Source organism: Pseudomonas sp. RIT-562, from assembly GCF_026241895.1.
In the GTDB taxonomy this organism is placed as follows: Bacteria; Pseudomonadota; Gammaproteobacteria; order Pseudomonadales; family Pseudomonadaceae; genus Aquipseudomonas; species Aquipseudomonas mandelii_F.
Genome location: NZ_JAPJIV010000024.1, coordinates 57973 through 83202, shown reverse-complemented (window position 1 = coordinate 83202; position 25230 = coordinate 57973). Strand labels below are relative to the sequence as shown.

Annotated in this window: 16 protein-coding genes and 2 riboswitches; of the genes, 6 read left to right on the top strand and 10 right to left on the bottom strand. The window is 61.8% G+C overall.

The window, feature by feature from the left end:
- Positions 1-6 precede the first annotated feature (6 nt).
- From ORL50_RS24085 to cobW, 4 genes are read right to left on the bottom strand one after another with little or no spacing between them, the layout of a single operon-like run.
- Entirely contained in the window at positions 7-747 is a 741-nt protein-coding gene (locus ORL50_RS24085; RefSeq protein ID WP_266018644.1) for a vWA domain-containing protein, read from the bottom strand.
- Entirely contained in the window at positions 672-1670 is a 999-nt protein-coding gene (locus ORL50_RS24080; RefSeq protein WP_266018684.1) for a magnesium chelatase ATPase subunit I, read from the bottom strand. The genes ORL50_RS24085 and ORL50_RS24080 overlap by 76 nt, the downstream gene beginning before the upstream one ends.
- A 2-nt stretch (positions 1671-1672) precedes the next feature.
- Positions 1673-5521, bottom strand: a complete 3849-nt coding sequence (gene cobN / locus ORL50_RS24075; protein ID WP_266018643.1) for a cobaltochelatase subunit CobN — start codon at positions 5519-5521, stop codon at positions 1673-1675.
- 3 nt (positions 5522-5524) lie between these two features.
- Positions 5525-6586: a cobalamin biosynthesis protein CobW gene (cobW, locus tag ORL50_RS24070; RefSeq protein ID WP_323055255.1), complete on the bottom strand. Its 1062-nt coding sequence runs from the start codon at positions 6584-6586 to the stop codon at positions 5525-5527.
- Positions 6587-6686: 100 nt separating this feature from the next.
- A riboswitch (cobalamin riboswitch) is annotated at positions 6687-6899 on the bottom strand.
- Between the two features lie 186 nt (positions 6900-7085).
- A riboswitch (cobalamin riboswitch) is annotated at positions 7086-7314 on the top strand.
- Positions 7315-7434: 120 nt separating this feature from the next.
- On the opposite strand from cobW, the gene ORL50_RS24065 reads away from it, so the two are divergent.
- The 4 genes from ORL50_RS24065 to cobM all read left to right on the top strand — a co-directional run bounded on the left by ORL50_RS24065 (position 7435) and on the right by cobM (position 9584).
- Positions 7435-7626 (top strand): CbtB domain-containing protein, encoded by a 192-nt coding sequence (locus ORL50_RS24065; protein WP_266018641.1) that lies wholly within the window; start codon positions 7435-7437, stop codon positions 7624-7626.
- A gap of 11 nt (positions 7627-7637) precedes the next feature.
- Positions 7638-8345, top strand: a complete 708-nt coding sequence (locus ORL50_RS24060) for a CbtA family protein (protein WP_266018639.1) — start codon at positions 7638-7640, stop codon at positions 8343-8345.
- Positions 8342-8755 (top strand): cobalamin biosynthesis protein, encoded by a 414-nt coding sequence (locus tag ORL50_RS24055; protein WP_266018638.1) that lies wholly within the window; start codon positions 8342-8344, stop codon positions 8753-8755. Before ORL50_RS24060 ends, ORL50_RS24055 begins: the two co-directional genes overlap by 4 nt.
- Before the next feature lie 82 nt (positions 8756-8837).
- Positions 8838-9584 (top strand): precorrin-4 C(11)-methyltransferase, encoded by a 747-nt coding sequence (gene cobM, locus ORL50_RS24050; RefSeq protein WP_266018637.1) that lies wholly within the window; start codon positions 8838-8840, stop codon positions 9582-9584.
- A 143-nt stretch (positions 9585-9727) separates the two neighbouring features.
- Here cobM and nfuA read toward each other — a convergent pair whose 3' ends face one another.
- The 3 genes from nfuA to ORL50_RS24035 all read right to left on the bottom strand — a co-directional run bounded on the left by nfuA (position 9728) and on the right by ORL50_RS24035 (position 13859).
- Positions 9728-10312, bottom strand: coding sequence for a Fe-S biogenesis protein NfuA (nfuA, locus tag ORL50_RS24045; RefSeq protein WP_045057579.1), 585 nt, complete (start codon positions 10310-10312; stop codon positions 9728-9730).
- Between the two features lie 57 nt (positions 10313-10369).
- Entirely contained in the window at positions 10370-11404 is a 1035-nt protein-coding gene (locus ORL50_RS24040; RefSeq protein WP_266018635.1) for an acyltransferase family protein, read from the bottom strand.
- A gap of 157 nt (positions 11405-11561) precedes the next feature.
- A complete protein-coding gene (locus ORL50_RS24035) occupies positions 11562-13859 on the bottom strand; it encodes a fatty acid cis/trans isomerase (protein WP_266018633.1) in 2298 nt (765 codons plus the stop codon).
- Between the two features lie 155 nt (positions 13860-14014).
- Between ORL50_RS24035 and metH the strand changes: the two genes are divergently transcribed.
- Positions 14015-17725, top strand: a complete 3711-nt coding sequence (gene metH, locus ORL50_RS24030; RefSeq protein ID WP_266018632.1) for a methionine synthase — start codon at positions 14015-14017, stop codon at positions 17723-17725.
- A gap of 57 nt (positions 17726-17782) precedes the next feature.
- Here metH and ORL50_RS24025 read toward each other — a convergent pair whose 3' ends face one another.
- Together ORL50_RS24025 and ORL50_RS24020 are read right to left on the bottom strand one after the other, a co-directional pair.
- A complete protein-coding gene (locus ORL50_RS24025; protein ID WP_266018631.1) occupies positions 17783-20122 on the bottom strand; it encodes an NEL-type E3 ubiquitin ligase domain-containing protein in 2340 nt (779 codons plus the stop codon).
- A complete protein-coding gene (locus ORL50_RS24020) occupies positions 20119-23655 on the bottom strand; it encodes a dermonecrotic toxin domain-containing protein (RefSeq protein ID WP_266018629.1) in 3537 nt (1178 codons plus the stop codon). Before ORL50_RS24020 ends, ORL50_RS24025 begins: the two co-directional genes overlap by 4 nt.
- A gap of 148 nt (positions 23656-23803) precedes the next feature.
- On the opposite strand from ORL50_RS24020, the gene ORL50_RS24015 reads away from it, so the two are divergent.
- Positions 23804-24022, top strand: coding sequence for a DUF2970 domain-containing protein (locus ORL50_RS24015; protein ID WP_266018627.1), 219 nt, complete (start codon positions 23804-23806; stop codon positions 24020-24022).
- A 7-nt stretch (positions 24023-24029) separates the two neighbouring features.
- Here the strand turns inward: ORL50_RS24015 and ORL50_RS24010 are convergent, their stop codons facing one another.
- Complete coding sequence (locus ORL50_RS24010; protein ID WP_266018626.1) at positions 24030-25103, bottom strand: ABC transporter substrate-binding protein; 1074 nt, start codon at positions 25101-25103, stop codon at positions 24030-24032.
- Positions 25104-25230: the final 127 nt, after the last annotated feature.

Here is a 25230-nt window from a genome sequence, read left to right as displayed (position 1 = left end):
AGGGGCCTATCGCGCAATGAGCTCATCAATGTGGCGGTAGTCGATCTTTAGATCTGCCGCCATCACCCGCGCCCGGCCCAGTCGGATCGGGCCACGCTCAATGTCGATCAGCAAGCCGGGGCAATCGAGCGCCGGCAGCATCGGCCACTCCTGCAAACGCCCATCGGTCACCAGCAACAGTCGCCGCTGCTCTGCCGGCCAATGCTTTTGCCGCGCCGCCAACCAACGCCCCGCCTCTGCCAGCGCGGCAAGCAATGGCGTTCCTCCTCCCGCGCCCAACTGATCAAGCCAGGTGCGCAAACCGCTGGACGCCTTCAACCCTTGCACCTGCCAGGTCGGCGTGGTGCCGCTGGCAGTCAGCAGCGCCAGGCGCGCACGCTGGCGATAGGCATCATCGAACAGTTGCGCCAGCAAACCCTTGGCATCGGTCAATGCCTGGTGGCGGCGAGTGGAAGCAGAGGCGTCGACGATCACCAGCCACAGTTCATGGGGCGAGCGCGTGCGCGTGTGGAACTGCAGGTCATCGTGCTGACGCGGTCGGCCATTAAGCAAAGTGCCTGGCCAATTAACCGAACCTTCGCGCGCCACCTGCCGCGCACCTTGCTTGCCGCTGTCGAGCAGTCCGGCGCGGGGTTTGGCATTCGCCCCCGCGTCGGAGCGAGGGCGAATGCCTAGGGCTTTTTTGGCCAGCTCGGCACTTCGCGACGGGCGCCAGTCGGCAATGCCTGGGCGGGCATTGCGCCCCATTGGCCTTGGCCTTCACTGGGTTTCGAGTGCTGGCTTGAGGGTGCCTGGCTGGCCTGCGGCGCCGGTGGCGTATGCTCGCGCCGGCGATGGCGCAAGGCGAACTCGGCGACTGCCTCGATATCTTCTGCGCCTATTCCCTGGGCACCGCGCCAGGCCGCATGGGCCCGGGCGGCACGCAGCCAGACGAGATCAGCGCGCAAGCCATCGACCCCGGCCGCAAAGCAGCGCTCGGTGATTTCTTCCAGGGCCTGGTCGTCGAGGGGGATGCTTGCCAGGGCGTTGCGCGCCTGTTCGCAACGCTCGCGCAAGGCGTGCTGGGCGATTTCCCATTCGGCGCAAAACGCCGCTGGATCATGATCAAACGCCAGGCGTCGACGGATGATCTCGCCACGCTCGGCCGGTACAGTGTGGCCACCTAGAACCACGTTGAGACCGAAGCGATCGAGCAGCTGCGGACGCAGTTCGCCCTCCTCCGGGTTCATGGTGCCGATCAAAACGAACTTCGCCGAATGCCGATGGGAGATGCCGTCGCGTTCGATCAGGTTGACCCCACTGGCGGCTACGTCGAGCAACAGGTCGACCAGATGATCGGGCAGCAGGTTGACCTCATCGACGTACAGTACGCCGCCATCAGCCTTGGCCAGGACCCCGGGAGAAAACCGCGCGCGGCCTTCGCTCAGTGCCGCATCGAGATCGAGGGTGCCGACCAGTCGCTCTTCCGTCGCACCCAACGGCAGCGTGACAAACAGCCCGCTGGCAAGCAGGTCCGCAAGGCCTCGGGCGAGGGTCGACTTGGCCATGCCGCGGGGGCCTTCGATCAGTACGCCGCCGATTTTCGGGTCGATGGCGGTCAGGCACAGGGCAAGCTTCAGATCGTCGGCGGCGACCACGGCGGATAAGGGGAAATGCGGGGAGTCGGTCATCATCAAGTATCTTCTTCAATGTCCAGCAGCAGATTCTCCAGCGCCTGTTGATACTCGCCGGGCTCTTTCCACATCCCCCGCTGCTGCGCTTCGAGCATCCGCTCGGTCATGTCGCGCAACGCGTGGGGATTATGCTCGCGCACAAACTCCCGGGTCGCCGGGTCCAGCAGATAGGCATCCGCGAGCAAGGCGTATTGGTGATCATCGATCAACTGCGTGGTGGCGTCGAACGCGAAAAGGTTGTCGACGGTTGCCGCCAATTCGAACGCGCCTTTATAGCCATGGCGCTTGACCCCGTCGATCCATTTTGGGTTGGCCGCGCGGGAGCGAATCACCCGGTTGAGTTCTTCCTTGAGCGTGCGGATTTTTGGCAGGTCGGGCTGGCTGTGGTCGCCGTGATAACTGGCCGCCGCTGCACCGCTCAGGCTCTCGACGGCCGCGAGCATACCGCCCTGGAACTGGTAGTAGTCATTGGAGTCAAGCAAGTCATGCTCGCGATTATCCTGGTTTTGCAGCACGGCCTGGACCTGGCTCAGGCGCTGGGCAAACTGCTCGCGGGCGGCGGTGCCTTCGTCCGAACCGCCGTAGGCGTAGCCACCCAAATTCAGGTAAACCTCGGCCAGATCCTCGCGGCTCTGCCACAACCGACCATCAATGGCGCCCTGCACCCCGGCACCATAGGCCCCAGGTTTGGCGCCGAAAATGCGCCAACCGGCCTGACGGCGCGCAGCGTCTTCGTCCAGACCTGATTGGCGCAACGCTTCGCGCTCGGCACGCACCTTGGCGGCCAGGGGGTTGAGATCGTCGGGCTCATCCAAGGCAGCCACCGCTTGCACGGCGGCATCGAACAGGCGGATCAGGTTGGCAAAGGCGTCACGGAAGAATCCCGATACCCGCAAAGTCACGTCCACCCGTGGTCGGTCCAGCAGGCTCAGCGGCAGAATTTCAAAGTCGTCAACCCGCTGGCTGCCGGTGGCCCACACCGGGCGCACGCCCATCAACCCCATGGCCTGGGCAATATCGTCGCCGCCGGTGCGCATGGTCGCGGTGCCCCATACCGACAGGCCGATCTGGCGCAGATGATCGCCATGGTCTTGCAGATGGCGTTCAAGAATCAGGTTGGCCGACTGGAAGCCGATGCGCCAGGCAGTGGTGGTTGGCAGGTTGCGCACGTCCACCGAGTAGAAGTTGCGGCCGGTCGGGAGTACGTCCAGGCGGCCGCGACTCGGTGCACCGCTGGGGCCTGCGGGGACGAAACGACCGCTGAGCGCATCGAGCAGGCCGCGCATTTCTGCGGGGCCACAGGCGTCGAGGCGCGGGGCGACAACTTCGCGCAGGTGATCGAGGATGGCGCTCACGTCACTCCACATAGAGCCCTGTGGGAGCGGGCTTGCTCGCGAAAGCGGAGTGTCAGACGACAATGAGTGGCCAGACACACCGCCTTCGCGAGCAAGCCCGCTCCCACAGGGTATCGGGGTAACTTGCTCGATCAGTTGCGTCGCGAACAATTCGAGGCGTTCGCGGGTGTCGCCTGCGGTGCGCCAGGCATCAGCATTAAGTGATTGCAGTTCAAGGGGACGCGGCCCGTTCCAAGGCTCGGCCAACGCACAATCCAGCGGATCAAACGCCAATTCGAACGCCTTCGCCAGCGCCCGCAGCAAGCTCGATTGCGCCCCACGCCCATCGCCACGAGGGATACGCAGCAACGCCAGCAAAGTGTCGATGCGCAACCGCCCCGTCGGCGATTCGCCAAAAATGTGCAGGCCGTCGCGGATCTGCGACTCCTTCAGATCACATAAGTATGTATCCAGACGCGGTAACCAGATCGCGGCATCGGCATCACTGTCCAGTCGTTCATCCAGCTGCAGCTCGCGGTCGATGTGGCTATCGCGCACCAGTTGCAGGATGTCGCGCTGCAGTTCCCGCGCTCGCCGCGGGTCCAGCAGCTGCGCTTCGTAGTACTCGTCGGCGAGCAGCTCCAGGTTGCGCAGCGGGCCGTAGGTTTCGGCGCGGGTCAGCGGTGGCATCAGGTGATCGATGATCACCGCCTGGGTGCGCCGCTTGGCCTGGGCGCCCTCGCCCGGATCATTGACGATAAAAGGATAGATATTCGGCATCGGCCCGAGCAGCACATCCGGCCAGCAGTTTTCCGACAGCCCGACACCCTTGCCCGGCAGCCATTCGAGGTTGCCGTGCTTGCCGACGTGAATCACCCCGTGGGCAGCGTAGGTGTGGCGCAGCCAGAAATAGAACGCCAGATAGCCGTGCGGCGGCACCAGGTCCGGGTCGTGATACACCGCGCTGGGGTCCACCTGATAACCCCGTGCGGGCTGGATGCCGACGAAGGTCTGGCCGAAACGCAGCCCGGCTACCATCATCCGGCCGCTGCGGAACATCGGATCGTTTTCCGGCGCGCCCCAACGTGCCTGCACCGCCTGGCGGTTGGCCTCGGGCAAGGCGTTGAACATCCGTTGGTAATCATCCAGGTCGAGGCTTTGCTGGCACGGACGCTGGTCAATCGTATCGAGGTCGTTGCTGACACCGCCGAGCAGTTGCTGGATCAGCGCGGTGCCGCTCTCGGGCAATTGCGCCGGCAACGGATAACCTTCGTGCCGCAGCGCCAGCAGGATATTCAGCGCAGCCGCCGGAGTATCCAGCCCCACTCCGTTGCCGATGCGACCGTCGCGGGTCGGGTAGTTGGCGAGTATCAGCGCAACACGTTTCTCGCCATTCGGCACGCGGGCCAGATCAGTCCAGCGTCGTGCCAGTTCGGCAACAAAATCCATACGTTCGGGTTGCGCGCGATAACACACTACGTCCGACTGGCTGCGCTCGCTGCGCCACGCCAGATCCTTGAAACTGATCGGGCGGCTGATGATTCGCCCATCCAGTTCCGGCAGCGCGATGTGCATGGCCAGGTCACGCGGGCCGAGGCCCTGTTCGCTGGCTTGCCAACCGGCTTCGTTGTCCTGGGCGCAGATCGCCTGGATAACCGCAATGTCGCGGCGAAACGGCCGGATATGCGGCGCCTCGGGGCTCGATTGAGCAAAACCGGTGGTGTTGAGAATGACCGCAGCAGCGACTTCGTCCAGCCAGTCTTCGACCACCGCCAGGCAGCCGGGCTCTTTCAGGCTGGCCACCGCGATCGGCAATGGGTTCAAGCCTGCCGTCTGCAGACGCTGGCAGAAAATATCGATGAAACCGGTGTTCGCCGCCTGCAAGTGCGAGCGGTAGAACAGCACCGCCGCCACGGGTATACCGGCCTGCCAGTCGGCTTGCCAATCTTTGAGGACAGCAGGACTTGTGCGTGGGTGGTAGATCGCGGTGCGCGGCAAAGTCTGTGGCTCGGACCAGGGGTAATCGCGGTCCAGCCAGCGACTGGCCAGGCAGTGGAAGAAGTCCACGGCATTGCCCAGTCCGCCCTGGCGTAAAAACTGCCAGAGGCGGTCACGGTCTGCGGCGCCCACGGTGCTGAGGTCGCTGAGCTCCGGGTCCGGACGATCGTCGCCAGGCACCAGAATGAGCTGGACGCCGTTTGCGGCCAGCTGCACCAGGCGCTCGACGCCGTAACGCCAATAGGCGATGCCGCCGTGCAGGGAGATCAGGATCACCTTGGCATGGCGCAGCACCTCGTCGAAGTACAGGTCGACCGAGGCATGGTTCTGCACCTGCATCGGGTTGGCCAGGCGCACGCTGGGGTAGTCGTCGGGCAACTGCTGCGCCGCTTCGGCCAGCAGCGCCAGGCTGGAGTCGCCGCTGCACAGGATCACCAGGTCGGCGGGGGTCTGGCCGAGGTCGGCAATATTGTCATCCGCAACGAAACCGCCGGGCTGGGTCCTGAGCAGGTGCATGGCTTATACGCTGAGCGCGGCGCGCAGTTGGGCTTCGAGTTGCACAGCGTCCAGTTCCTGGCCAATCAGCACCAGGCGCGTGGTGCGCGCTTCTTCGGCGCCCCACTGGCGGTCGAAGTGCTTGTCGAAACGCGTGCCCACGCCCTGGATCAGCAGGCGCATCGGCTTGTTCGGGATAGCGGCAAACCCCTTGACGCGCAGGATGCCGTGCTTGACCACCAGTTGGGTCAACGCGTCCAGCAGCAGGCTTTCATCGGCTTGCGGCAGTTCGATGGAAATCGAATCGAAGGCGTCGTGATCGTGATCGTCCTCACCTTCGTGGTGATGATCATGATGGCTGTGCCGGCTGTCGATGTGTTCTTCAGAACCGGCACCCAGGCCGATCAGCACGTCCAGGGGCACGCGACCGCTGCTGGCTTCGATGACCTTGACCGCCGGCGGCAATTCCTCGGCGACTTCCAGGCGCACCCGGGCCAGGTCTTCAGGGCTGATCAGGTCGGCCTTGTTGAGGATGACCAGGTCGGCGCTGGCCAGCTGGTCGGCGAACAGTTCGTGCAGTGGCGACTCGTGATCCAGATTCGGGTCGAGTTTACGCTGGGCATCGACCTGATCGGGGAACGCGGCAAAGGTCCCCGCCGCTACCGCCGGGCTGTCGACTACGGTGATCACCGCATCGACGGTGCAGGCGCTGCGAATTTCCGGCCATTGGAAGGCTTGCACCAGGGGCTTGGGCAAAGCCAGGCCGGAGGTTTCGATCAGGATGTGGTCGAGGTCGCCGCGACGGGCCACCAGCTCGCGCATCACCGGGAAAAATTCTTCCTGGACGGTGCAGCACAGGCAGCCGTTGGCCAATTCGTAGACGCGGCCGCTGGCTTCTTCTTCAGTGCAACCGATGGAGCACTGCTTGAGGATTTCGCCGTCGATGCCCAGCTCGCCAAACTCATTGACGATGACCGCGATGCGTCGGCCCTGGGCGTTGTCGAGCATGTGTCGCAGCAAGGTGGTCTTGCCCGAGCCGAGGAAGCCGGTAACGATGGTGACGGGGAGTTTGGCCAGTGTTTTCATCGGATGCCCTTTGGCTAGGTGGCGGGCATACGGGACGACAATCGCTGCGACGAAGGCGCGCGCGGAAGAGTTCGCCACCGGATCACCCCGCCCGGTTGTAGTGAGAATCTGTTGCGAGGCAGGTCTCCTGGCTGACGGCGTGCCAGGCCTGGGGGCCTGGCATTCGCTGCGCCTTCCCGCTAACCCTGTGCAGGGTTTGCAGTGGCGTGGCAGCGAACATCACCGTTCACAGTTGCGGGGGCAGCCGCGGCTTTGACCGCGTTCCCTTCTTAGCTTCGGCCAATGCCGGAGAACCTCGAAAGCGCAAGGCTACGCATGGTATCGGGGCGGGTCAATGTCTTGTGGCGACCTGGACGCCGCCATCGCGGGCAAGCCTTGCTCCCACAGAATCGGCACCCTGCCATGGGGGGAGCTGCGCTGGCCTCTGTGGGAGCAAGGCTTGCCCGCGATGGGAACGCCTCGGTCCCGCCAATTGACGCCAAACCCCCGCCCATGCTCTCCTACGCAACTTGTTACGGGTGCCCTTCACAGGGTGAAACGGGAAACCGGTGAATCATGTGCTTTACTAAAAGCCCATGTCAGTCCGGTGCTGCCCCCGCAACGGTAAGCGAGCGAAGAGTCAGATCCACTGTGCCAGCAGTACGGCATGGGAAGGCGACTCTTGCAGGTAACGGCGCAAGCCCGCCCCCCTCGTGAGCCCGGAGACCGGCCCGCAACACATGGCGAACATCAGGTTCGCTGACTAACAAACCCGCGGTGGGCGGGCGCTGTTTGAGCTTCTGCGTGCCCGTCTCGCAGGAGTTTGCCATGCGCTCCATAACCCCGCTGACAGACCAGAGGGAAGCGCCATGTCGACCATCAGCACTACCGGTAGCCGTACCGCCAGCAGCACCACGACCCTGACCCAACGCCTGACCGCCGCCGTGTTTGCGTCGATCCTGGGCGCCGGCCTGGTGTATTTCGCCGGCTTCTCGCACATCGAGGCGGTGCACAACGCCGCGCACGATACCCGTCACAGCTCCGCGTTCCCGTGCCACTGAGACCTGCCCAGATGATCAAGCGTATCGCGCAAACCGCAGGTTTCACCGGGCTGCTGGCCGCCCTGCTGTTGACCCTCTTGCAAAGCTTGTGGGTCTCCCCGTTGATCCTGCAGGCGGAAACCTATGAAAAATCCGAACCTGCCGCCGTCGAAGTCCACGAACACGCCGCCGGCGCTGTCGCCGCGCACAGTCACGACACTGAAGCCTGGGAGCCGGAAGACGGCTGGCAGCGCGTGCTGTCGACTACCGGCGGCAACCTGGTGGTCGCCGTGGGTTTCGCCCTGATGCTCGCAGGCCTCTACACCCTGCGCGAGCCGACCCGCACTTCCCAGGGCCTGCTCTGGGGCCTGGCCGGCTACGCGACCTTCGTCCTGGCGCCCACCCTTGGCCTGCCGCCGGAATTGCCGGGCACTGCTGCGGCTGACCTGGCGCAACGGCAGCTTTGGTGGATCGGCACCGCGGCGTCCACCGCTGTGGGCATCGCGCTGATTGTATTCAGCCGTCACTGGCTGATGAAAATCCTCGGCGTGGCGATCCTGGCTGTACCGCACGTTATCGGCGCACCGCAACCGGAAGTGCATTCGATGCTCGCGCCAGAGGCCCTGGAAAGCCAGTTCAAAATCGCCTCGCAGTTGACCAACGTAGCGTTCTGGCTGGCCCTGGGCCTGATCAGCGCCTGGTTGTTTCGCCGCAGCAACGCGGGTCAATACCACGCATGACGCAAGCTGGCACGGCGCCAACTCTGGTCATCGGCCTGGGCTGCCAACGTGGCTGCCCGGTCGGCACCTTGCGGGCGCTGCTGGATCAGGCGCTGCAAGCCCATCAGATCGAGCTGGCGCAAGTCCAGGCCTTGGCCAGCATCGACCTCAAGCGTGAAGAACCTGGCTTGATCGAACTCGGCGAACAGCTTGGGCTCGAGGTGAGGTTTTTCAGCAGTGAAGAGCTGGCCAGGTATCACGGCCAGCTCAGTCATCACTCGGACATCGCCTTCGAACGAACCGGCTGCTATGGCATTGCTGAAAGCGCCGCCCTGGCCCTGGCCGAACAGCTGGCCCGAACGCCGGCAACGCTGTTGATTTCGCGACAAAAATACGCCCAGGCGACCCTCGCATTGGCCTGCGCCGTTTAAAATCCCCGATAATTGCCTATCTGATCATGAGCATTCTTCATCTGAAGCTGCCCAGGTCGCTTCTTTTTCACAGGATACGACGATGACCGTCTACTTCATCGGCGCCGGCCCCGGCGACCCGGAACTGATCACCGTCAAGGGCCAGCGCCTGATTCGCAGCTGCGCGGTCATCATCTATGCCGGCTCGCTGGTGCCCGCCGCCGTGCTGGAGGGGCATCAGGCGCAATGGGTGGTAAACAGCGCCGAGCTGCACCTTGAACAGATCATCGAACTGATCAAGACCGCCCATGCCAAAGGCCAGGACGTGGCACGGGTGCATTCCGGCGACCCAAGCCTGTATGGCGCCATCGGCGAACAGATTCGCCATCTGCGCGAGCTGGGCATTGCCTTTGAAATCATTCCCGGGGTGACAGCCACGGCCGCCTGCGCTGCGCTGCTGGGCGCCGAACTGACCCTGCCAGACGTTTCCCAGAGCGTGATCCTGACCCGCTACGCCGACAAAACGGCCATGCCGGTCGGAGAGGAACTGGCCAGTCTGGCGCAACATGGGGCGACCATGGCGATTCATCTGGGGGTCAAGCATCTGCACAAGATCCTGGTTGAACTGCTGCCGCACTACGGCGCGGACTGCCCGATTGCGGTGATACACCGCGCGACCTGGCCGGATCAGGACTGGGTGGTGGGCACGTTGGCGGATATTGCCGATAAGGTTGAAGCGAAGGGGTTTCGGCGTACGGCGTTGATTTTGGTGGGTCGGGTGTTGGGCAGTGATCAGTTCAGCGATTCGTCGCTGTACCGTGCCGGGCATGCGCATTTGTACAGGCCGTAAGGGCCCTTTCGCGAGCAAGCCCGCTCCCACAGTTGAACCCATTCCCATGTGGGAGCGGGCTTGCTCGCGAAGGGGCCAGGGAATTCTACCCATAAAAAAACGGCGCTCACGGGGCGCCGTTTTTTATGTCCGCAGCGAACGCCTTAGTAGTAGGCGTTTTCTTTCTGCGTATGGTCCGTCACATCCCGCACGCCCTTGAGCTCTGGAACACGCTCGAGCAAGGTGCGCTCGATGCCTTCGCGCAAGGTCACGTCTGCCTGGCCGCAGCCCTGGCAACCGCCACCGAACTTGAGCACGGCAATGCCGTCATCGACCACATCGATCAGGCTGACCTGCCCGCCGTGGCTGGCCAGGCCCGGGTTGATCTCGGTTTGCAGGTAGTAGTTGATGCGCTCGTTGATCGGGCTGTCGGCGTTGACCATCGGCACCTTGGCGTTAGGCGCCTTGATGGTCAACTGGCCGCCCATGCGGTCGGTGGCGTAGTCGACTACCGCGTCGTCCAGGAATGCTTCGCTGAACGAATCGATATACGCGGTGAAGCTTTTGAGCCCCAGCGCGGTGTCTTCAGGTTTTTCTTCGCCCGGCTTGCAATAGGCAATGCAGGTTTCGGCGTACTGGGTGCCGGGCTGGGTGATAAAGACGCGGATACCGATGCCCGGGGTGTTCTGCTTGGAGAGCAGATCTGCCAGATAATCGTGTGCGGCGTCAGTGATGGTAATAGCGGTCATGGAAACTCCTCGCAGGCTTGGGCGCAGTTTACGCCAATCAACGCGCGGGACAAAGTCCTAGTATTTTTGTCGGGAAAGAGCCGGCACCGGTTCAGGGGTGGTTTGGCCGTCAACGCGCTGTTTAAGCCAGCGATAGCTGGATTGTTCCACCCAGTGATAGCTGGCCCAGGAGCCCACGGCGATGGCCAGCGCGCACACTGCGAACATCAGGTAGGGATTGACCCCATAGCGTTGCGCGATAAAACCGCCAGCGGACAGCACCAGCACATGCATCAGGTACACCGAATAGGAACAGTCGCCCAGCATTTTCAGCGTTCGATTGTTGGCGAAGAAGCGCTCCAGCGCCATGCACGCCATGACCAACACCGCGCTCGGCAGGCCCCACACCAGAAAGCGTGGTTGTGGCGGCGAGTGGTAGATCATCAGCAACGCGCCGGCGATGCCCGTCAGCGGTAGCCACAGCCCCGGGCGGATCCAGCCACGGCGGTAAACCATGCCGATGGCGATGCCCAACAGGAACTCATAGACGATGTCCGAGCGATAGAACTCACTGACCCAGCCATACCCGGTCCAGGCCTGGCACACCGCGAACAACAGGGCCGCGACCACCAGCAACCTGACCTGCAGGCGAAACAACAGCGCCCAGGCGAACAGCACGTAGAAGAGCATTTCGTAGTTGAGGGTCCAGCCAACGTTGAGTGTCGGATAGATCCCGTAGCCGCCGGGGTTTTCGGTGGGCACGAACAGCAAGGACAGCAGGAAGTGCGACCAGTCGACGCTCTGGTCCGGCAGCAACGGCTGGGCGAACACCACCAGCAGCGCCATCAACAGCGTGTAGAACCAGTAAGCCGGAACGATGCGGAACAGCCGATACAGCAGGAATTTACCGGGCGGCAACGATTTGCCTTCGGTGGACAGGAAGATCACCAGGCCACTGATTACAAAGAATATATCGACGCCGACCGCGCCCTTGTCGATGAACATCTGGCCGATCGGGCCACGGGCCTGGAAGTCGAAGAATATCTGCATGAAGTGGTGGCAGACCACCGTCCAGGCGGCCAGGGCGCGTAACGCCTGTACCGAAATCAACATTGATGGCCCTCCAGATCGCAAATCCACCGCAATTGCCTGTAGGAGCCTGGCTTGCCAGCGATGACGCCCGCAAGCCCGCCATCGCCGGCAAGCCGGGTTTCTACAGTTTTGTTGCGGCGCCTGAAAGATCGGACACCAGGCCACCCTTAAAGGTCGATCAAAGATTCTCGTAGCGGTTCATGTCCAGCACGCCCTCTTCCTCGGGATGGGTTTCGCGCACATAACGACTCAAGTCGTGGAAGTGCTCCCAGAATTGCGGATGGCTGCGACGGATGCCCCAGCGGTCTACGATCTTCTCCAGGCGATTGGCATCCTTGGCGTTCTCCAGTGCGTCGACGAATGCCGGTACCTGTTCAGCAGGGACATTAAACATGAAGTTTGGATAGCTGCTCAGCACGCCCGGGAAGATGGTCAGGGTATCCAGCCCGGGCTGATAACGCAGGGATTCGCCCAGGAGAAACGCGACGTTACTGTGGGCTCGATTGCGCAGCAGGCTATAGATTTCGCGGTGCCCGCTGGCGGACTGCACGCGTAGCAGGCTGGCTTCAGGCAGCTGGTCGATGACTCGCAGTCCGGCGGCGGGCCGCGAGGTCAAGCGACTCAGGGCTTGTTCGGCGCTTTGCAGGTCGGGGTCGATGTTGGGACGCGAGCAATAGGCGCCGTCACAGCGGTTGATCGGGTCGGGGCTGGCGTTGAGCTCGCCGTAGCGGGCCAGCAGCTGCAGGGCAAAGTCGCGCTTGGGGTCTTTTTCGTCGAGCTTGAGCGCGGTTTCCTTGTCGTCGTCGATGCTCTCGTAATCCAGCCACATCTTGATTTTGCCGCTGTTCTGGTACCAGTCGTCGAGGTAACCCTCCCGGGAATCGGCAGGCATCAAGCGCAGGAAATTCTGCTCGGCACCGTTGCGGATCAGGTCGAAATACAGCCGGGTCTGCGCCTGGTGCGACACGTTGCCGAACACGTCGAAGTTCACCGCCAGTTGGTAATAGGTGCGCTCCAGCAGCGGAAAATCGAACAGCCAGAGGGTCTGCGGTACCTCGCCAATCAAACCCTTGTTCACCGAGGCGCTGTCGAAATGGCGGAAGATGCTCAGCAGCGCATTGTCGTTGCCGGCCCACAGGGTCGACCAGCTTGGCGCTGGTGCGTCGGCGTAACTGTCACGGCGCAGGGCTTCATACTCATTGCGTTTATTGCGGTAGTCGTGCCACAGGTTCAGTACGCTGCCGACGTCGTCGTTCTGCCCGGGCATTGCCAGCAATGGCGTGGCCTGGCCGCGGTAGTTGGGGTCGGTGATATAGAGGTCGTGCTCTGGCGCCTGGAACAGCGCCCAGAAATTATCGCGGATCACGTCGGTAGCGATCTGGCCGCGGCACACCGGGCCGCGAATGAAGGTGCGCACGAAGTATTCGGCGTTATCGAGCATGAACTGATAACGCGCCTGGGCCGGGATCGCTTCGAAGGTGCTGAATGGGTTGGCCCGGCGTTCAGGGCCGTAGCCAGGCAAGGCGTCGACCTGCCAGTTGCCGTTGTAGAACAGGCTCTTGACCCGGGCCAGCTTCGCCGCGCTGAGCGGATAGGTGATGTGGGTCTTCTGCACGATCACCCCTTGCACTGGCCACAGGCGGTAATACACCTGGGTGCCGGGGTCGTCGTTGGGGCGCCGGGTCTGGATCAGGTCAATTGGCTGGCCGGTCGGTGTCCGCGAGCGCACCCACTGGAAGAAATGCCCGGGCTCACCGTCCTTGAAATAGATGTGCGCGAGAAACCAGTGCTCAAACAACCAGCGACCCACCAGGCTTTCCCGGGCGCCGGGGGCATTGAGCAGGTTTTCCCATTGCAGCACCTGCATGGCTTCCTTGGCGGACGGCTGCAGTGCCTGCTCATCGATAGGCGCGCCCGAGGCCAGCCAGCGTTGCAGCGTCTGGTACTGCTGGTCAGTCAGGCCGGTGACGGCCAGGGGCATGCCCTCTTTCGGGTGGGCACTGGCGTACCCGTCAAACTCGCCGGGCATGGCGCACATGTTCGCGCGGTTCAGGCCCAGCACAATTTCCGCAGGCAGCTTGGCATTGGGCTGCAACGGCGTGTTGTGGCCCAGTTCCAGCATCCGCGCCATCAGGGAAGCCTGGCTGGCCTGAGCGTCAAGCACCGGATAGAAGCCCTTCTGCTGCCAGGCCTGCTTGCCGAAGGCATCGTAATACAGCCGGGTTGGCGCCGCCGCGGTGCTGCGATCGCCGTCATAGACCGGGGTCTTGCTCGCGCCTCGTGCCGCGCCCTCCCCGCTGCCCAGGTTGAGCTGACAGGCGGCGTCATTGCAGGCGTGGCAGGCTACGCACTTTTCGGTGAAGATCGGCTGAATGTCCCGGGTGTAGGAGATCACCGGGGAAGCGGCCGGTTGTTGCGCCGCGGCGCCCCAGCTTAAACACAGCACAAGCATGCTGGTGACGACGCGATACGACATGTCCCTGGTCCCGATCATGAGAAAACGCCGCGATTCTACCGGTCCCGCCCCACCACCAACATGAGCGATATTCATGCAAAACCGGTACATGCTCTAAAAGCGCGCAGGTTTGCTATGATCCCGGCCCTTCGTTATGGTCTTTCCGAGTAGTCCACATGTCCGATCGCAGTGTTCGCCTTCAAGCTCTCAAGCACGCCCTCAAAGAGCGCATCCTGATTCTCGATGGCGGCATGGGCACGATGATCCAGAGCTACAAGCTCGAGGAGCAGGATTACCGGGGTAAACGCTTCGCCGACTGGCCGAGTGACGTCAAGGGTAACAATGACCTGCTGGTGCTGACTCGCCCGGACGTTATCGGCTCGATCGAAAAGGCCTACCTGGATGCCGGCGCCGACATTCTGGAAACCAATACCTTTAACGCTACCCAGGTGTCCCTGGCCGATTACGGCATGCAGGGCCTGGCGTACGAGTTAAACGTAGAAGGCGCACGCCTGGCGCGCAAGGTCGCCGATGCCAAGACCCTGGAAACCCCGGACAAACCGCGCTTCGTCGCGGGCGTGATCGGGCCGACCAGTCGTACCTGCTCGCTGTCGCCAGACGTGAACAACCCTGGCTACCGCAACGTGACCTTCGATGAACTGGTGGAAAACTACACCGAGGCTGCCAAAGGCCTGATCGAGGGCGGCAGTGACCTGATCCTGATCGAAACCATCTTCGACACCTTGAACGCCAAAGCCGCGATCTTTGCCGTGCAAGGGGTATTCGAGGAGCTGGGTATCGAGCTGCCGATCATGATTTCCGGGACCATTACCGACGCTTCCGGCCGCACCTTGTCGGGCCAGACCACCGAAGCGTTCTGGAACTCCGTGGCCCACGCCAAGCCAATCTCGGTCGGCCTGAACTGCGCCCTCGGTGCCAGCGAACTGCGCCCGTACCTGGAAGAGCTGTCCAACAAGGCCGGCACCCACGTCTCGGCGCACCCGAACGCCGGCCTGCCGAACGAGTTCGGCGAGTACGACGAGCTGCCGGCGCAAACTGCCAAGGTCATCGAGGAGTTCGCGCAAAGCGGCTTCCTCAACATTGTCGGTGGCTGCTGCGGCACGACTCCGGGGCACATCGAGGCCATCGCCAAGGCCGTGGCCGGTTATGCGCCGCGGCAGATCCCGGACATCCCCAAGGCGTGCCGCCTGTCCGGCCTGGAACCGTTCACCATCGATCGCAGCTCGCTGTTCGTCAACGTCGGCGAGCGCACCAACATCACCGGTTCCGCCAAATTCGCCCGGCTGATCCGTGAAGACAACTACACCGAAGCCCTGGAAGTCGCCTTGCAGCAAGTCGAAGCCGGCGCGCAGATCATCGACATCAACATGGACGAAGGGATGCTCGATTCGAAGAAGGCCATGGTGACCTTCCTCAATCTGATTGCCGGTGAACCGGACATCTCCCGCGTGCCAATCATGATCGACTCGTCGAAATGGGAAGTGATCGAGGCCGGCCTGAAATGCATCCAGGGCAAGGGCATCGTCAACTCGATCAGCATGAAGGAAGGCGTCGAGCAGTTCATTCATCACGCCAAACTGTGCAAGCGCTATGGCGCTGCCGTGGTGGTGATGGCGTTTGACGAAGCCGGCCAGGCCGACACCGAGGCGCGCAAGAAAGAGATCTGCAAGCGCTCCTACGACATCCTGGTCAACGAAGTCGGCTTCCCGCCGGAAGACATCATTTTCGACCCGAACATCTTTGCCGTGGCCACCGGCATTGAGGAACACAACAACTACGCCGTGGACTTCATCAACGCCTGTGCCTACATCCGCGACGAGCTGCCCTATGCGCTGACCTCGGGTGGCGTGTCCAACGTGTCGTTCTCGTTCCGGGGCAACAACCCGGTGCGCGAGGCGATCCACTCGGTGTTCCTGCTGTATGCGATCCGCAACGGCCTGACCATGGGCATCGTCAACGCCGGCCAGCTGGAGATCTACGACCAGATCCCGGCCGAGCTGCGTGACGCCGTCGAAGACGTGGTGCTCAACCGCACCCCGGAAGGCACCGACGCCCTGCTCGCCATCGCCGACAAGTACAAGGGCGATGGCAGCGTCAAGGAAGCGGAGACCGAAGAGTGGCGCGGCTGGGACGTCAACAAGCGCCTGGAGCATGCGCTGGTCAAGGGCATCACCACGCACATTGTCGACGACACCGAAGAGTCGCGCCAGTCGTTCGCCCGCCCGATCGAAGTGATCGAAGGCCCGCTGATGTCCGGCATGAACATCGTTGGCGACCTGTTTGGCGCCGGCAAGATGTTCCTGCCCCAGGTGGTGAAATCCGCCCGGGTGATGAAGCAGGCCGTCGCCCACCTGATTCCGTTTATCGAGCTGGAGAAAGGCGACAAACCGGAAGCCAAGGGCAAGATCCTCATGGCCACGGTGAAAGGCGACGTGCACGACATCGGCAAGAACATCGTCGGCGTGGTCCTGGGTTGCAATGGCTATGACATCGTCGACCTGGGCGTGATGGTGCCGGCGGAGAAAATCCTCCAGGTGGCGAAAGAGCAGAAGTGCGACATCATCGGCCTGTCCGGCTTGATCACCCCGTCGCTCGACGAGATGGTGCACGTGGCCCGCGAGATGCAGCGCCAGGACTTCCACCTGCCGCTGATGATCGGTGGCGCGACCACGTCCAAGGCGCACACGGCGGTGAAGATCGAACCCAAGTACAGCAATGACGCGGTGATCTACGTCACCGACGCCTCCCGCGCCGTGGGCGTGGCGACCCAGTTGTTGTCCAAGGAACTGAAGCCGGCGTTTGTCGAAAAGACCCGCCAGGAATATGTCGAGGTGCGCGAACGTACCGCCAATCGCAGCGCCCGTACCGAACGCCTGAGTTACCCGGCGGCGATCGCCAAGAAGCCGCAGTTCGACTGGAGCAGCTACACCCCGGTCAAACCAACGTTCACCGGTGCCCGGGTCCTGGACAACATCGACCTCAATGTCCTGGCCGAATACATCGACTGGACTCCGTTTTTCATCTCCTGGGACCTGGCCGGCAAATTCCCGCGAATCCTCACTGACGAAGTGGTAGGTGAAGCCGCGACCTCGCTCTACGCTGACGCCCGGGAAATGCTCAGCAAGCTGATCGACGAAAAACTCATCAGCGCTCGCGCCGTGTTCGGCTTCTGGCCAGCCAATCAGGTGCGCGACGATGACATCGAGCTGTACGGCGAAGACGGCAAGCCGATCGCCAAGCTGCACCACCTGCGCCAGCAAATCATCAAGACTGACGGCAAACCCAACTTCTCCCTGGCAGACTTCGTCGCGCCGAAGGACAGCGAACTTACCGACTACGTGGGTGGCTTCATCACCACCGCCGGCATCGGCGCTGAAGAAGTGGCCAAGGCTTATCAGGACGCCGGCGACGATTACAACTCGATCATGGTCAAGGCCCTGGCCGACCGTCTGGCAGAAGCCTGCGCCGAGTGGCTGCACCAGCAGGTGCGTAAGGATTATTGGGGTTACGCCAAGGATGAAACCCTTGATAACGAGGCGTTGATCAAGGAGCAATACAGCGGCATCCGCCCTGCTCCAGGCTACCCGGCCTGCCCGGATCACACCGAGAAAAGCACCCTGTTCACTTTGCTCGACCCTGAAGCAAGCGAAATGCGCGCGGGCCGCAGCGGCGTGTTCCTCACCGAACACTACGCGATGTTCCCGGCGGCGGCAGTCAGCGGCTGGTACTTCGCTCATCCCCAGGCGCAGTATTTCGCGGTGGGCAAGATCGACAAGGATCAGGTGCAGAGCTACACCTCGCGCAAGGGTCAGGAGTTGAGTGTGACCGAGCGCTGGCTGGCGCCGAACCTGGGTTACGACAACTGATCGTCGGCCCGGGCGCCGGAACCCGTTTGTTGCGGGTTCCGGCGCCTGCCTGATCGGTCAGGAGGCGACGTCTGGGTCGCTAATTTCACGGTTGGAGAGGGTCGTCAGCAAGGTTTGCTGGCGGGAAGTGTTGGTCCTGGTCAGCTCTGTCAGCTCCCGTTCATAGACGGGATTCATATCAGGGTACTTATCTTCCAGCAACGCATACTCGGCCTGGAACTGCTGCTGCAGGGTGACAAATTCGGCCGCGTATTTTTTCTTCAGGTATTCGATCCAGTAAGTGCGCTGGATCAATTGCTCGACGAATACGGGCGTCTTTTCCTGCGCGCGGATGGTCGAGTAAGCGCTATCCAGATCTGCCTGGGTCACTCCCGACATTCCTCGATACAGCATGCCCTTGGGCTGGCCGGGCAGCTCAAGGCGCTGTGCCAGGCCAATGCGAAATGCCAGGCGCACTTCCGCCGGGTCGATGGCGGGATTGCGCGCAATGCGCTCCTTGGCGAATTCTTCAACTTGCGCCAGGCGGAACAGCCCCCGGGACAGTTTCAACAACTCGCGGCCCTGATGCTCGGGTTCGATGGATTTCAACGCCTCGAACTCATAGACCTCCGTCTCCAGCTCGTTGAACAACAGTATTCGCCCGTCACCACAAGTGGCACGGCTTCTCAAAGCGCGGGCCAGGCCCAGCAAGCGTTCGCGTAGAGCTTCATCGCCATAGGCCGCTTCCACCACGCGCCAGACACGCCGCGTGAGGCCCAGGCGGTCCGATTGGAAATCCGCGGTATGCTGCAGTTGAGACAAGATGTACGAAAAGTCCCCGGTATCGTCCGCAGTTCTCAGGGTGTCCCACATCAGGTGTTTTTCCGAATCGGCGGCGACTCCGGCGAACCAGCGCTCTTTTTGCGCCTGGGCGGTCTCATGGTCTGGGTGAATGGCCTCATCTGAGCCTTCGGAGGACTCCTCGGGGCCGAAACCCATCAGGACTCGGTCGATTTCGTCGTCGGTAAAACCCAGTCCATTGCCGGTTCTATCCAGGTAAAACTGCAGGCGTATGAACTCTTCCTCTTCCAACATATTATCGGACAGGTCGGTGCCGGCCATCAGGTCCTCATGTTCAGGCTGTAACGCATCGTGCGGGATTGTCGAGATATGGTTGTTTGTCAGATCCAGTGTCGTCAGCGCAGGGGCCTGTAAAACCCCGGCTGGCCATTCATCCAGATTGTTGCTACCCAGGTCCAGGGTTTGCAATTGATCAAGGCCAGCAAGGTCAAACTCGAACAATCGGTTTTGGCTCAGGTTCAAACCTTGCAGACGCGGCAAGGCCCGTAACTGGCTTTGCAACGGTCCATTGGCACGAAAATCGTTGTGTCTGGCGTTCAAATGAGTGAGGTCCTGGCAATTCGCGACCGCGTCGGGCAGCCTGCCCAGGCCGTTGTGATCGAGTGTCAGGCTGCGCAGCCTTGGGAAGGCACGCAAAAATGCATCAGACTCGATCGAGAGTCCGACGCCACTGAGGTTCAATTCCACGACATGATTGAACGTGACGGGCATGGCCGGCAAATCGCCGATGATCAGGCCGTTGAAGTCCACAATAATCCCTGCCTGAGGAACTTCCCTCAAGCCGGCACGCCAGCTTTCGAGCAACTGGTCAGCGGCTCGACGGCGGTCTTGGGCAGTCACCCAAGCGTGACGCGCGCGCGTGGCCGGCGTCACCATCCAGTCGTTAAACAACCTGATCAACTGCGTCTGTTGCTGCTGCCACTGCACGAGCTGGTTTTCAATTTCGATGGCGCTCACACCTTGCGCCAGCCATGCCTCGATTCGTGCAACGGCCTCGGCGTCGCCGAGCTGAGGGTCCAGGCGTTGTAGCCGCGCGGCCGAAGTCTGCGGCACCTGACCGGCACCGGGTTCCAGATGCAGCGGCAGTACCAGATCCGGCAGTTCCCAGGCCTCGGGTGGATAAAACTGCGGATCGCCCCCGGTTCGCCCCAGTGCCAGTTGTGTACGGGGGATGCCCAGCGGATTGGCGCCGGTCGTCCGTTCAGCGTAACTACGGACTCCCTCCAGTCCTTGCCAGCTCAGGCGACAGCCTTGCAGTGAAGTCCTGGCCAAAAGCTGATCATGCCCGGTCAATGCCTGCTCGGGAACATCGGTGATTGCACTGTGATCAAGGTTCAACGTGCGCAACCGGGGCAACGACAGCACCCCTTCAGGCCAGTTGGAAACATTGGAATGACTGAGTGAGAGAGACTGCAAATCAGTCAGCGCCGTGACGTTTAGCGTACCGACACGATTGTAGGCCAGGTTTAACATCCTCAAGCGGCCCATGCGGTTCAACCGCGCCTGTGTCGACTGGGTGATGGTCAGTTCGTTGAATGAAAGATCGAGCTCAGTCAACTGCGCACGTGGGTGAAGTCGGCTGTCCAATCGGGCAACGCCGGCGCACCGCGCAAATCCAGGTCGAACGCCGGCTCCAGTCCACGATAGATGCCCATGCGCCAGTTACTCACGATCCTCTCAGCCAGCAGCCTGCGATTGAAGCGGTCCGTGCCAGCTTCGATCCAGGCATTTAATGTGCCTTTCAGGGCTTCGAATTCACGCTGACGGCTGTTCAATAGATTAAACAGCTGCTGAGAAGTCTCCCCGTCGCTCAGCCGGCTGCGCACGAATTGGCTGGCTTGGGTGTCTGAAAGATTTGGGTAAAGCTCACGGACCCTGGACACCAATCCGGCATCGGGCAAGCCAACGCCACGGCCGCTGGCCAGGTAGCCCAGGCGTCCGGATGGCCGGCGTAACGAGGGACCTGGCCGACCAATGAGGCGTTGCCCGAGGATTTGCGCCATTTCTTCACGATGGCTGCCGGCGTAACTGGCCAGTTGATTTTGTAGATCCTCGGCCGAGTCGCCTGGCAATCCTCGCCGAGCCTGGGGCGGCAATACTTCCAGCAGCGATTCAAAAAAATTGCGACCCTGGGCCGGTATGTTGTTCAGCGGCCTGCCCTGGGCGTCGTATGCGCGAAAAAAGTCGGCATGTCTGACCAGGTGATATCGAGTGGTCGCCTGGCTATTGCCGACACTGTCGAGCAATCGCCCATTGGTCGAGCCGGACCGCATTTCCACTCGCCAATCCGCCGACCAGCCAGGCAAACGTTGCACGTTGTGCAGCGCCAGACGGTCACTCGCCGCAGACGCCCTGCTCTGCAGACGCAAGCCGCAGAGCGCACGGTTCAAGGCGCCTTGCTGGACGTGCACGCGGATCTGCCGGGCCTGGCGCGAGGTAATTTTCCCGGTGCTGCGCAGTCGAGCCAGTTCCTGCTCACTGGAAAAGTCCAGCACTTGCCGGGCAGCCTCGGTCGTCAGTGTGGGAAAATCGCGTTGCAGTCTTTGGATATCCGCATCTACCGTCTGTTGGCCTGCGAGCACGCTGTCCACCAACATTGGTTTGCTGCCCAAAGCCTGATCGGCCATGCGCTCCCTGAACATCTGCGCAGGGTCGGCGCCCTCTTGTGTGCTTCGGCTGCCGAGCAACTGGACGGTCTGGGCGTCGTCGAACTGCGCCAGTACACGCTCGGGCAGCTTTCCGGCGCTCACTTGAGCACGAGTGATCTTGATGGTTGGCCTCGTCGAGTCCAACGCTGACGCCGACCCGAAACGGTGCGAGTTACCCCGGGGCTCGGGGCCTTCGAACACTTCCAGTACGGCTTCGTGTGGCCAGCCGCGCATTTCCACCACCATCGGGGTGATGAAGCTGGAGACGTTGCCGAGCGGCTTGCCGCTGCGGATGCGGTCGATCAGTCCACTGACTTGCCGGTCGGCCCGGAATGTCCTGATCGCCTCGGCCAACGGTGGGGGCGGCGGTTGATCATCGATATGCATCTGGCGCAAGGCATCATCACTGACGCCGCTGACCTCAGCCAGCTGCTGCAACTGCGCGTCCGAAAAAGCCTCCATTTGCGGTCCCATTCGCCGCAATAGCGTCAGGCGATCCCACTCCAGCGGCTTCTCGTGGATGTGCCGCCAGGCACCGAGCTGATTGTGGCGCAGGATCGGTTGATAGGCTGCAGGATCTGAAGGATGCTTGATTCGCCATACATTGCGAGTGACGTCGAAGGTTTTCTCGTAGGCGTTGCCGTCGATTTTGATGTAGGTTTTGCCCCCAACCTCATATTGCCCCAGGATATTGGGTTCAATGCCCTCAAGTGCGACGCTGTGTGCATAGGGTGCAAGATCCGGATACCAAAGTCGCGGCTGGCCAAAGGGGGTGGTAATAGGGCTCATGCCGTCGACAAACCGCGAGGACATGATCGGGGGCGCCTTGCTTGCCACCGCGCCCAGCACGGCCATGAAGGCCACGTTTTCCATGACCGATTTGAAGTGCCCCCACGCCTCCTCGGCATCTCCTTCCTTCCATGAGTGCACTCCCTGGTAGACCTCGTAGCACAACTGCACAGCGGTCACGGCCAGCATCACTTCGCCCAATCCAGGCACAAAAAACGCGGCGGCATTCAGTACACTCAGCCCCCATTCAGCAAAATGCTCGAGGCGTTCGATCCAGGCCTGGTGATCGACCTCGGCGGTTGGAATGGCCAGTAACCTGGCGTTGGACTTCATTCGTGCCAGGTGCGAATCATAACGGGCGCCAAACACCTCCTCCTCGATCCAGCTTTCGCTTAGCCCCAGGTCGACTTCATCGTTCCAGACCTCCTCATACATCCCCTCGCGAAACGCGTCGGGGTTGTAGGGCGGGCCGGGATAGACCGGATTGGGATTCCAGCGCTGAACCTTGAGTTGGGATCTGAGCCGTCGAAAAAACCGTGTCGATTCATCCTGCGGCAGTAATCCGGCGACAAAACCCTGGTAGGTTCGCGAACGCAGCCTGACGGCCAGCTCCTTGGCGAATGCGGCGAGTGACGGGTATTCCTTGACCGGATGCTGCGGATCCCCAGGCATGCAGACGATGATTCGCGCTTTTGAATCGACGGACAAACTCCAAACGGGACGCGCCAGGAGCACCTCGGCGATGTCCTCCAGGGTCGTGGTGGGTGTTCGGGATACGGGCCCGATGATCAGTAATTCATCCAGCTGCGAGCCCAGCACCTTCAATTGGCTGTACGTCACTGCTTGACCATCGAGCTGCGGCTCAGGCTTGCCATCTATGACATCCAGCAAAGTCGCATACGCGCTTTGACTGAGGTTGGACTTCATCCTGGCGATGTGTGCCTGCAACCGCAGGCGGTCGCGGGTTGCCTTGATCGTTTGCTCGCGAACGATCGCACTGGTGTCCGGCGCGTCAAACACTGAACTCAGATGGTCCTGATATTGCTGTCCGAGGTCCAGCTGCCGACAGAAACTGGCGAACTCACCAGGCTTGATCGCCAATTTGTCGCGGATTTTGTACCGAGTCTTCCCAAAAGGGTAAGTATCGCGCTGATCGTAAAGCTCTTGTTCCAATGCCCCGGCCGGCGCAATCGCGCTGGTTTCCTGCAAGGCGACCTCGTCAAATGGCTCATCGGCCTCGAAGTTGCGTAATGCAGCCTGCAACAGTGGCTGTTGTTCAGCCCGATTGGGCGCGCGCAGGTGGTACAGCTGGGTCTTGGTCACGTCAGGCGATTGGCCGAAAGTCTTGTTCATGGCCTCCGAAAGCAGCGGCTTGGCGAATTCGGTAAGGCCCTTGAAGTCCTTTAGAGTCGTGGCCAGCACCCGAGTAGATGTGTTGCTGGCTACCTGGCTGTTGTGCAACGCCAGGCGCATCGTCGGCGACGCCTCGGCGAACAGCTGCGGGTAGTTTCTGGCAAAGTCCTGGACGGGGTCGAGGGGTCGGGCCAGCCTGGCGATATGTGCGGGCGCGAGGTGTTGAGTCCAGTCGGGCAAACGGTCCTTGATGAATGGAACATGCAATCCATGATCAAGAGGTTGGGTGCGTTCGGGCATACGGGGAATCCTGATGAGTGCTGGGTGAAGCAGCAGGACACCACGACCCTCGCGGCACAGGGCGGTACATAGTTATGGCGCGAACCCGGTCCGCCGTTATCCATTGTTTGACTATGCTTAGGGTTCTCAATGGCATGACGAGGGGTATATGGACGATCCAGGCGACAACAAGCCGCCGACCTTCTGGCAGATGCTGCACAGCGTCATGGCAGCGGCATTCGGGGTGCAGAGCGGAAAAAATCGGGCGCGGGACTTCACCCATGGCAAGCCAAGTCACTTCGTGATTTTGGGAATACTGTTCACGGCGGTGTTTGCCTTGACCTTGTTCGCCATCGTCAAGCTGGTGCTGCACCTGGCGGGCATCTGATGCGCTTTTAGTGCATCAGCGCCTGCATTCCGAAGGGATAGCGGTAGGACGCGGGCCGGCCTTTCGCTGACAGGCGGCGGAAATCCACCCGATAGTCGGTCGAGGTCTGCATCGCCAGCAGACGCCGCGCCTGTGCCTGATCGACCACCTGCAACAGCCCGATCACCCGGTCCCGCCCGCCGTGTCGACTGACGTCCACGCCCAGTTCATGGTCATGCAACTCCACCAGCGCCCAGCCGCCCAGGGTAAAGTGTCCGCCCATCAGTACGCTAAGGCGCCCGTCCACCTTGGCCTGCAATGCCAGAGGCGAGGTATTGACCGCGCTGAACAGTGCGTCCTTGCCCGGCACCCCACCGGTTTCCGCAAAGGCTTGCATCGCGCCGAAGGCCATTTCGTCGTTCGCCGACCACACCAGGGACACCTTCGGATAGCGCAGGAACAACATCCGCGCTTGCTCATACGCCCGCTCGCGGGTCCAGCCGCTGTAAACCAGCTGGCGCAGACGCACTTGCGGGTGCTCGGCCAGGGCGCGGCGCATGCCTTGCTCGCGCAAATGGGCTGAGGGGGTGATCTTCAAGCCGGAAAAGGCCAACAATTCGATCACCTCGCCAGGCGCGACAGGCGGATGCTGACGGATCAGCTCCTTGAGCATCAGGTAGCCACCCTCCTCGTCATTGGGCACCAGGCTGCCCAGCAAGTCCGGACGTTCGCCCAGCAGGCTTTTCTGATTGTCCGTCAGTGACGCGTTGACCATGAACAGCTTGACTCCGCTGCCCTGGGCCAGGCGCATGATTTGTGGGGCAACGTATTGCTCGTTGACGAAGATCAGGTAATCCGGGCGCTGGGGTCCTTGCAAGGCCTGACGGGCTTGCGCCACGGTCAATTCCGGCATGCGTTCGCTGTAGAGGACCTGCAGGTCCATACCCAAGTCATCCGCCGCCGCTTGCATGAACTGCGCGTAGGTCACCCAGAATGTTTCGTTGGTGGCACCGGGACTCAGGAATAGCACCGACTCGGCGCGCGCGACCGAACCCCAGGCAGCGCAGAGTGCCAGCAGTAAAGTGAAGCAATATTTGAGCATTGGTCGTCCGGGCCCCGAGAATCCGCCGCGCATTATAGCCAGCGAACCCCGGCAAATCGGCCTTTACCGCAGATTTTGTCCGACAATCGTCGGAAGGAAGCCCGGACGAGGTCGGTTATTGATGACT

Coding starts and splice junctions, on each gene's coding strand:
- ORL50_RS24035 (WP_266018633.1), bottom strand. CDS start 13,859: ATGTCGTATCGCGTCGTCACCAGCATGCTTGTGCTGTGTTTAAGCTGG.
- cobN (WP_266018643.1), bottom strand. CDS start 5,521: ATGCACCTGCTCAGGACCCAGCCCGGCGGTTTCGTTGCGGATGACAAT.
- metH (WP_266018632.1), top strand. CDS start 14,015: ATGTCCGATCGCAGTGTTCGCCTTCAAGCTCTCAAGCACGCCCTCAAA.
- ORL50_RS24060 (WP_266018639.1), top strand. CDS start 7,638: ATGATCAAGCGTATCGCGCAAACCGCAGGTTTCACCGGGCTGCTGGCC.
- ORL50_RS24020 (WP_266018629.1), bottom strand. CDS start 23,655: ATGCCCGAACGCACCCAACCTCTTGATCATGGATTGCATGTTCCATTC.
- ORL50_RS24040 (WP_266018635.1), bottom strand. CDS start 11,404: ATGTTGATTTCGGTACAGGCGTTACGCGCCCTGGCCGCCTGGACGGTG.
- cobW (WP_323055255.1), bottom strand. CDS start 6,586: ATGAAAACACTGGCCAAACTCCCCGTCACCATCGTTACCGGCTTCCTC.
- ORL50_RS24085 (WP_266018644.1), bottom strand. CDS start 747: ATGGGGCGCAATGCCCGCCCAGGCATTGCCGACTGGCGCCCGTCGCGA.
- ORL50_RS24065 (WP_266018641.1), top strand. CDS start 7,435: ATGTCGACCATCAGCACTACCGGTAGCCGTACCGCCAGCAGCACCACG.
- ORL50_RS24080 (WP_266018684.1), bottom strand. CDS start 1,670: ATGACCGACTCCCCGCATTTCCCCTTATCCGCCGTGGTCGCCGCCGAC.
- ORL50_RS24015 (WP_266018627.1), top strand. CDS start 23,804: ATGGACGATCCAGGCGACAACAAGCCGCCGACCTTCTGGCAGATGCTG.
- cobM (WP_266018637.1), top strand. CDS start 8,838: ATGACCGTCTACTTCATCGGCGCCGGCCCCGGCGACCCGGAACTGATC.
- nfuA (WP_045057579.1), bottom strand. CDS start 10,312: ATGACCGCTATTACCATCACTGACGCCGCACACGATTATCTGGCAGAT.
- ORL50_RS24055 (WP_266018638.1), top strand. CDS start 8,342: ATGACGCAAGCTGGCACGGCGCCAACTCTGGTCATCGGCCTGGGCTGC.
- ORL50_RS24010 (WP_266018626.1), bottom strand. CDS start 25,103: ATGCTCAAATATTGCTTCACTTTACTGCTGGCACTCTGCGCTGCCTGG.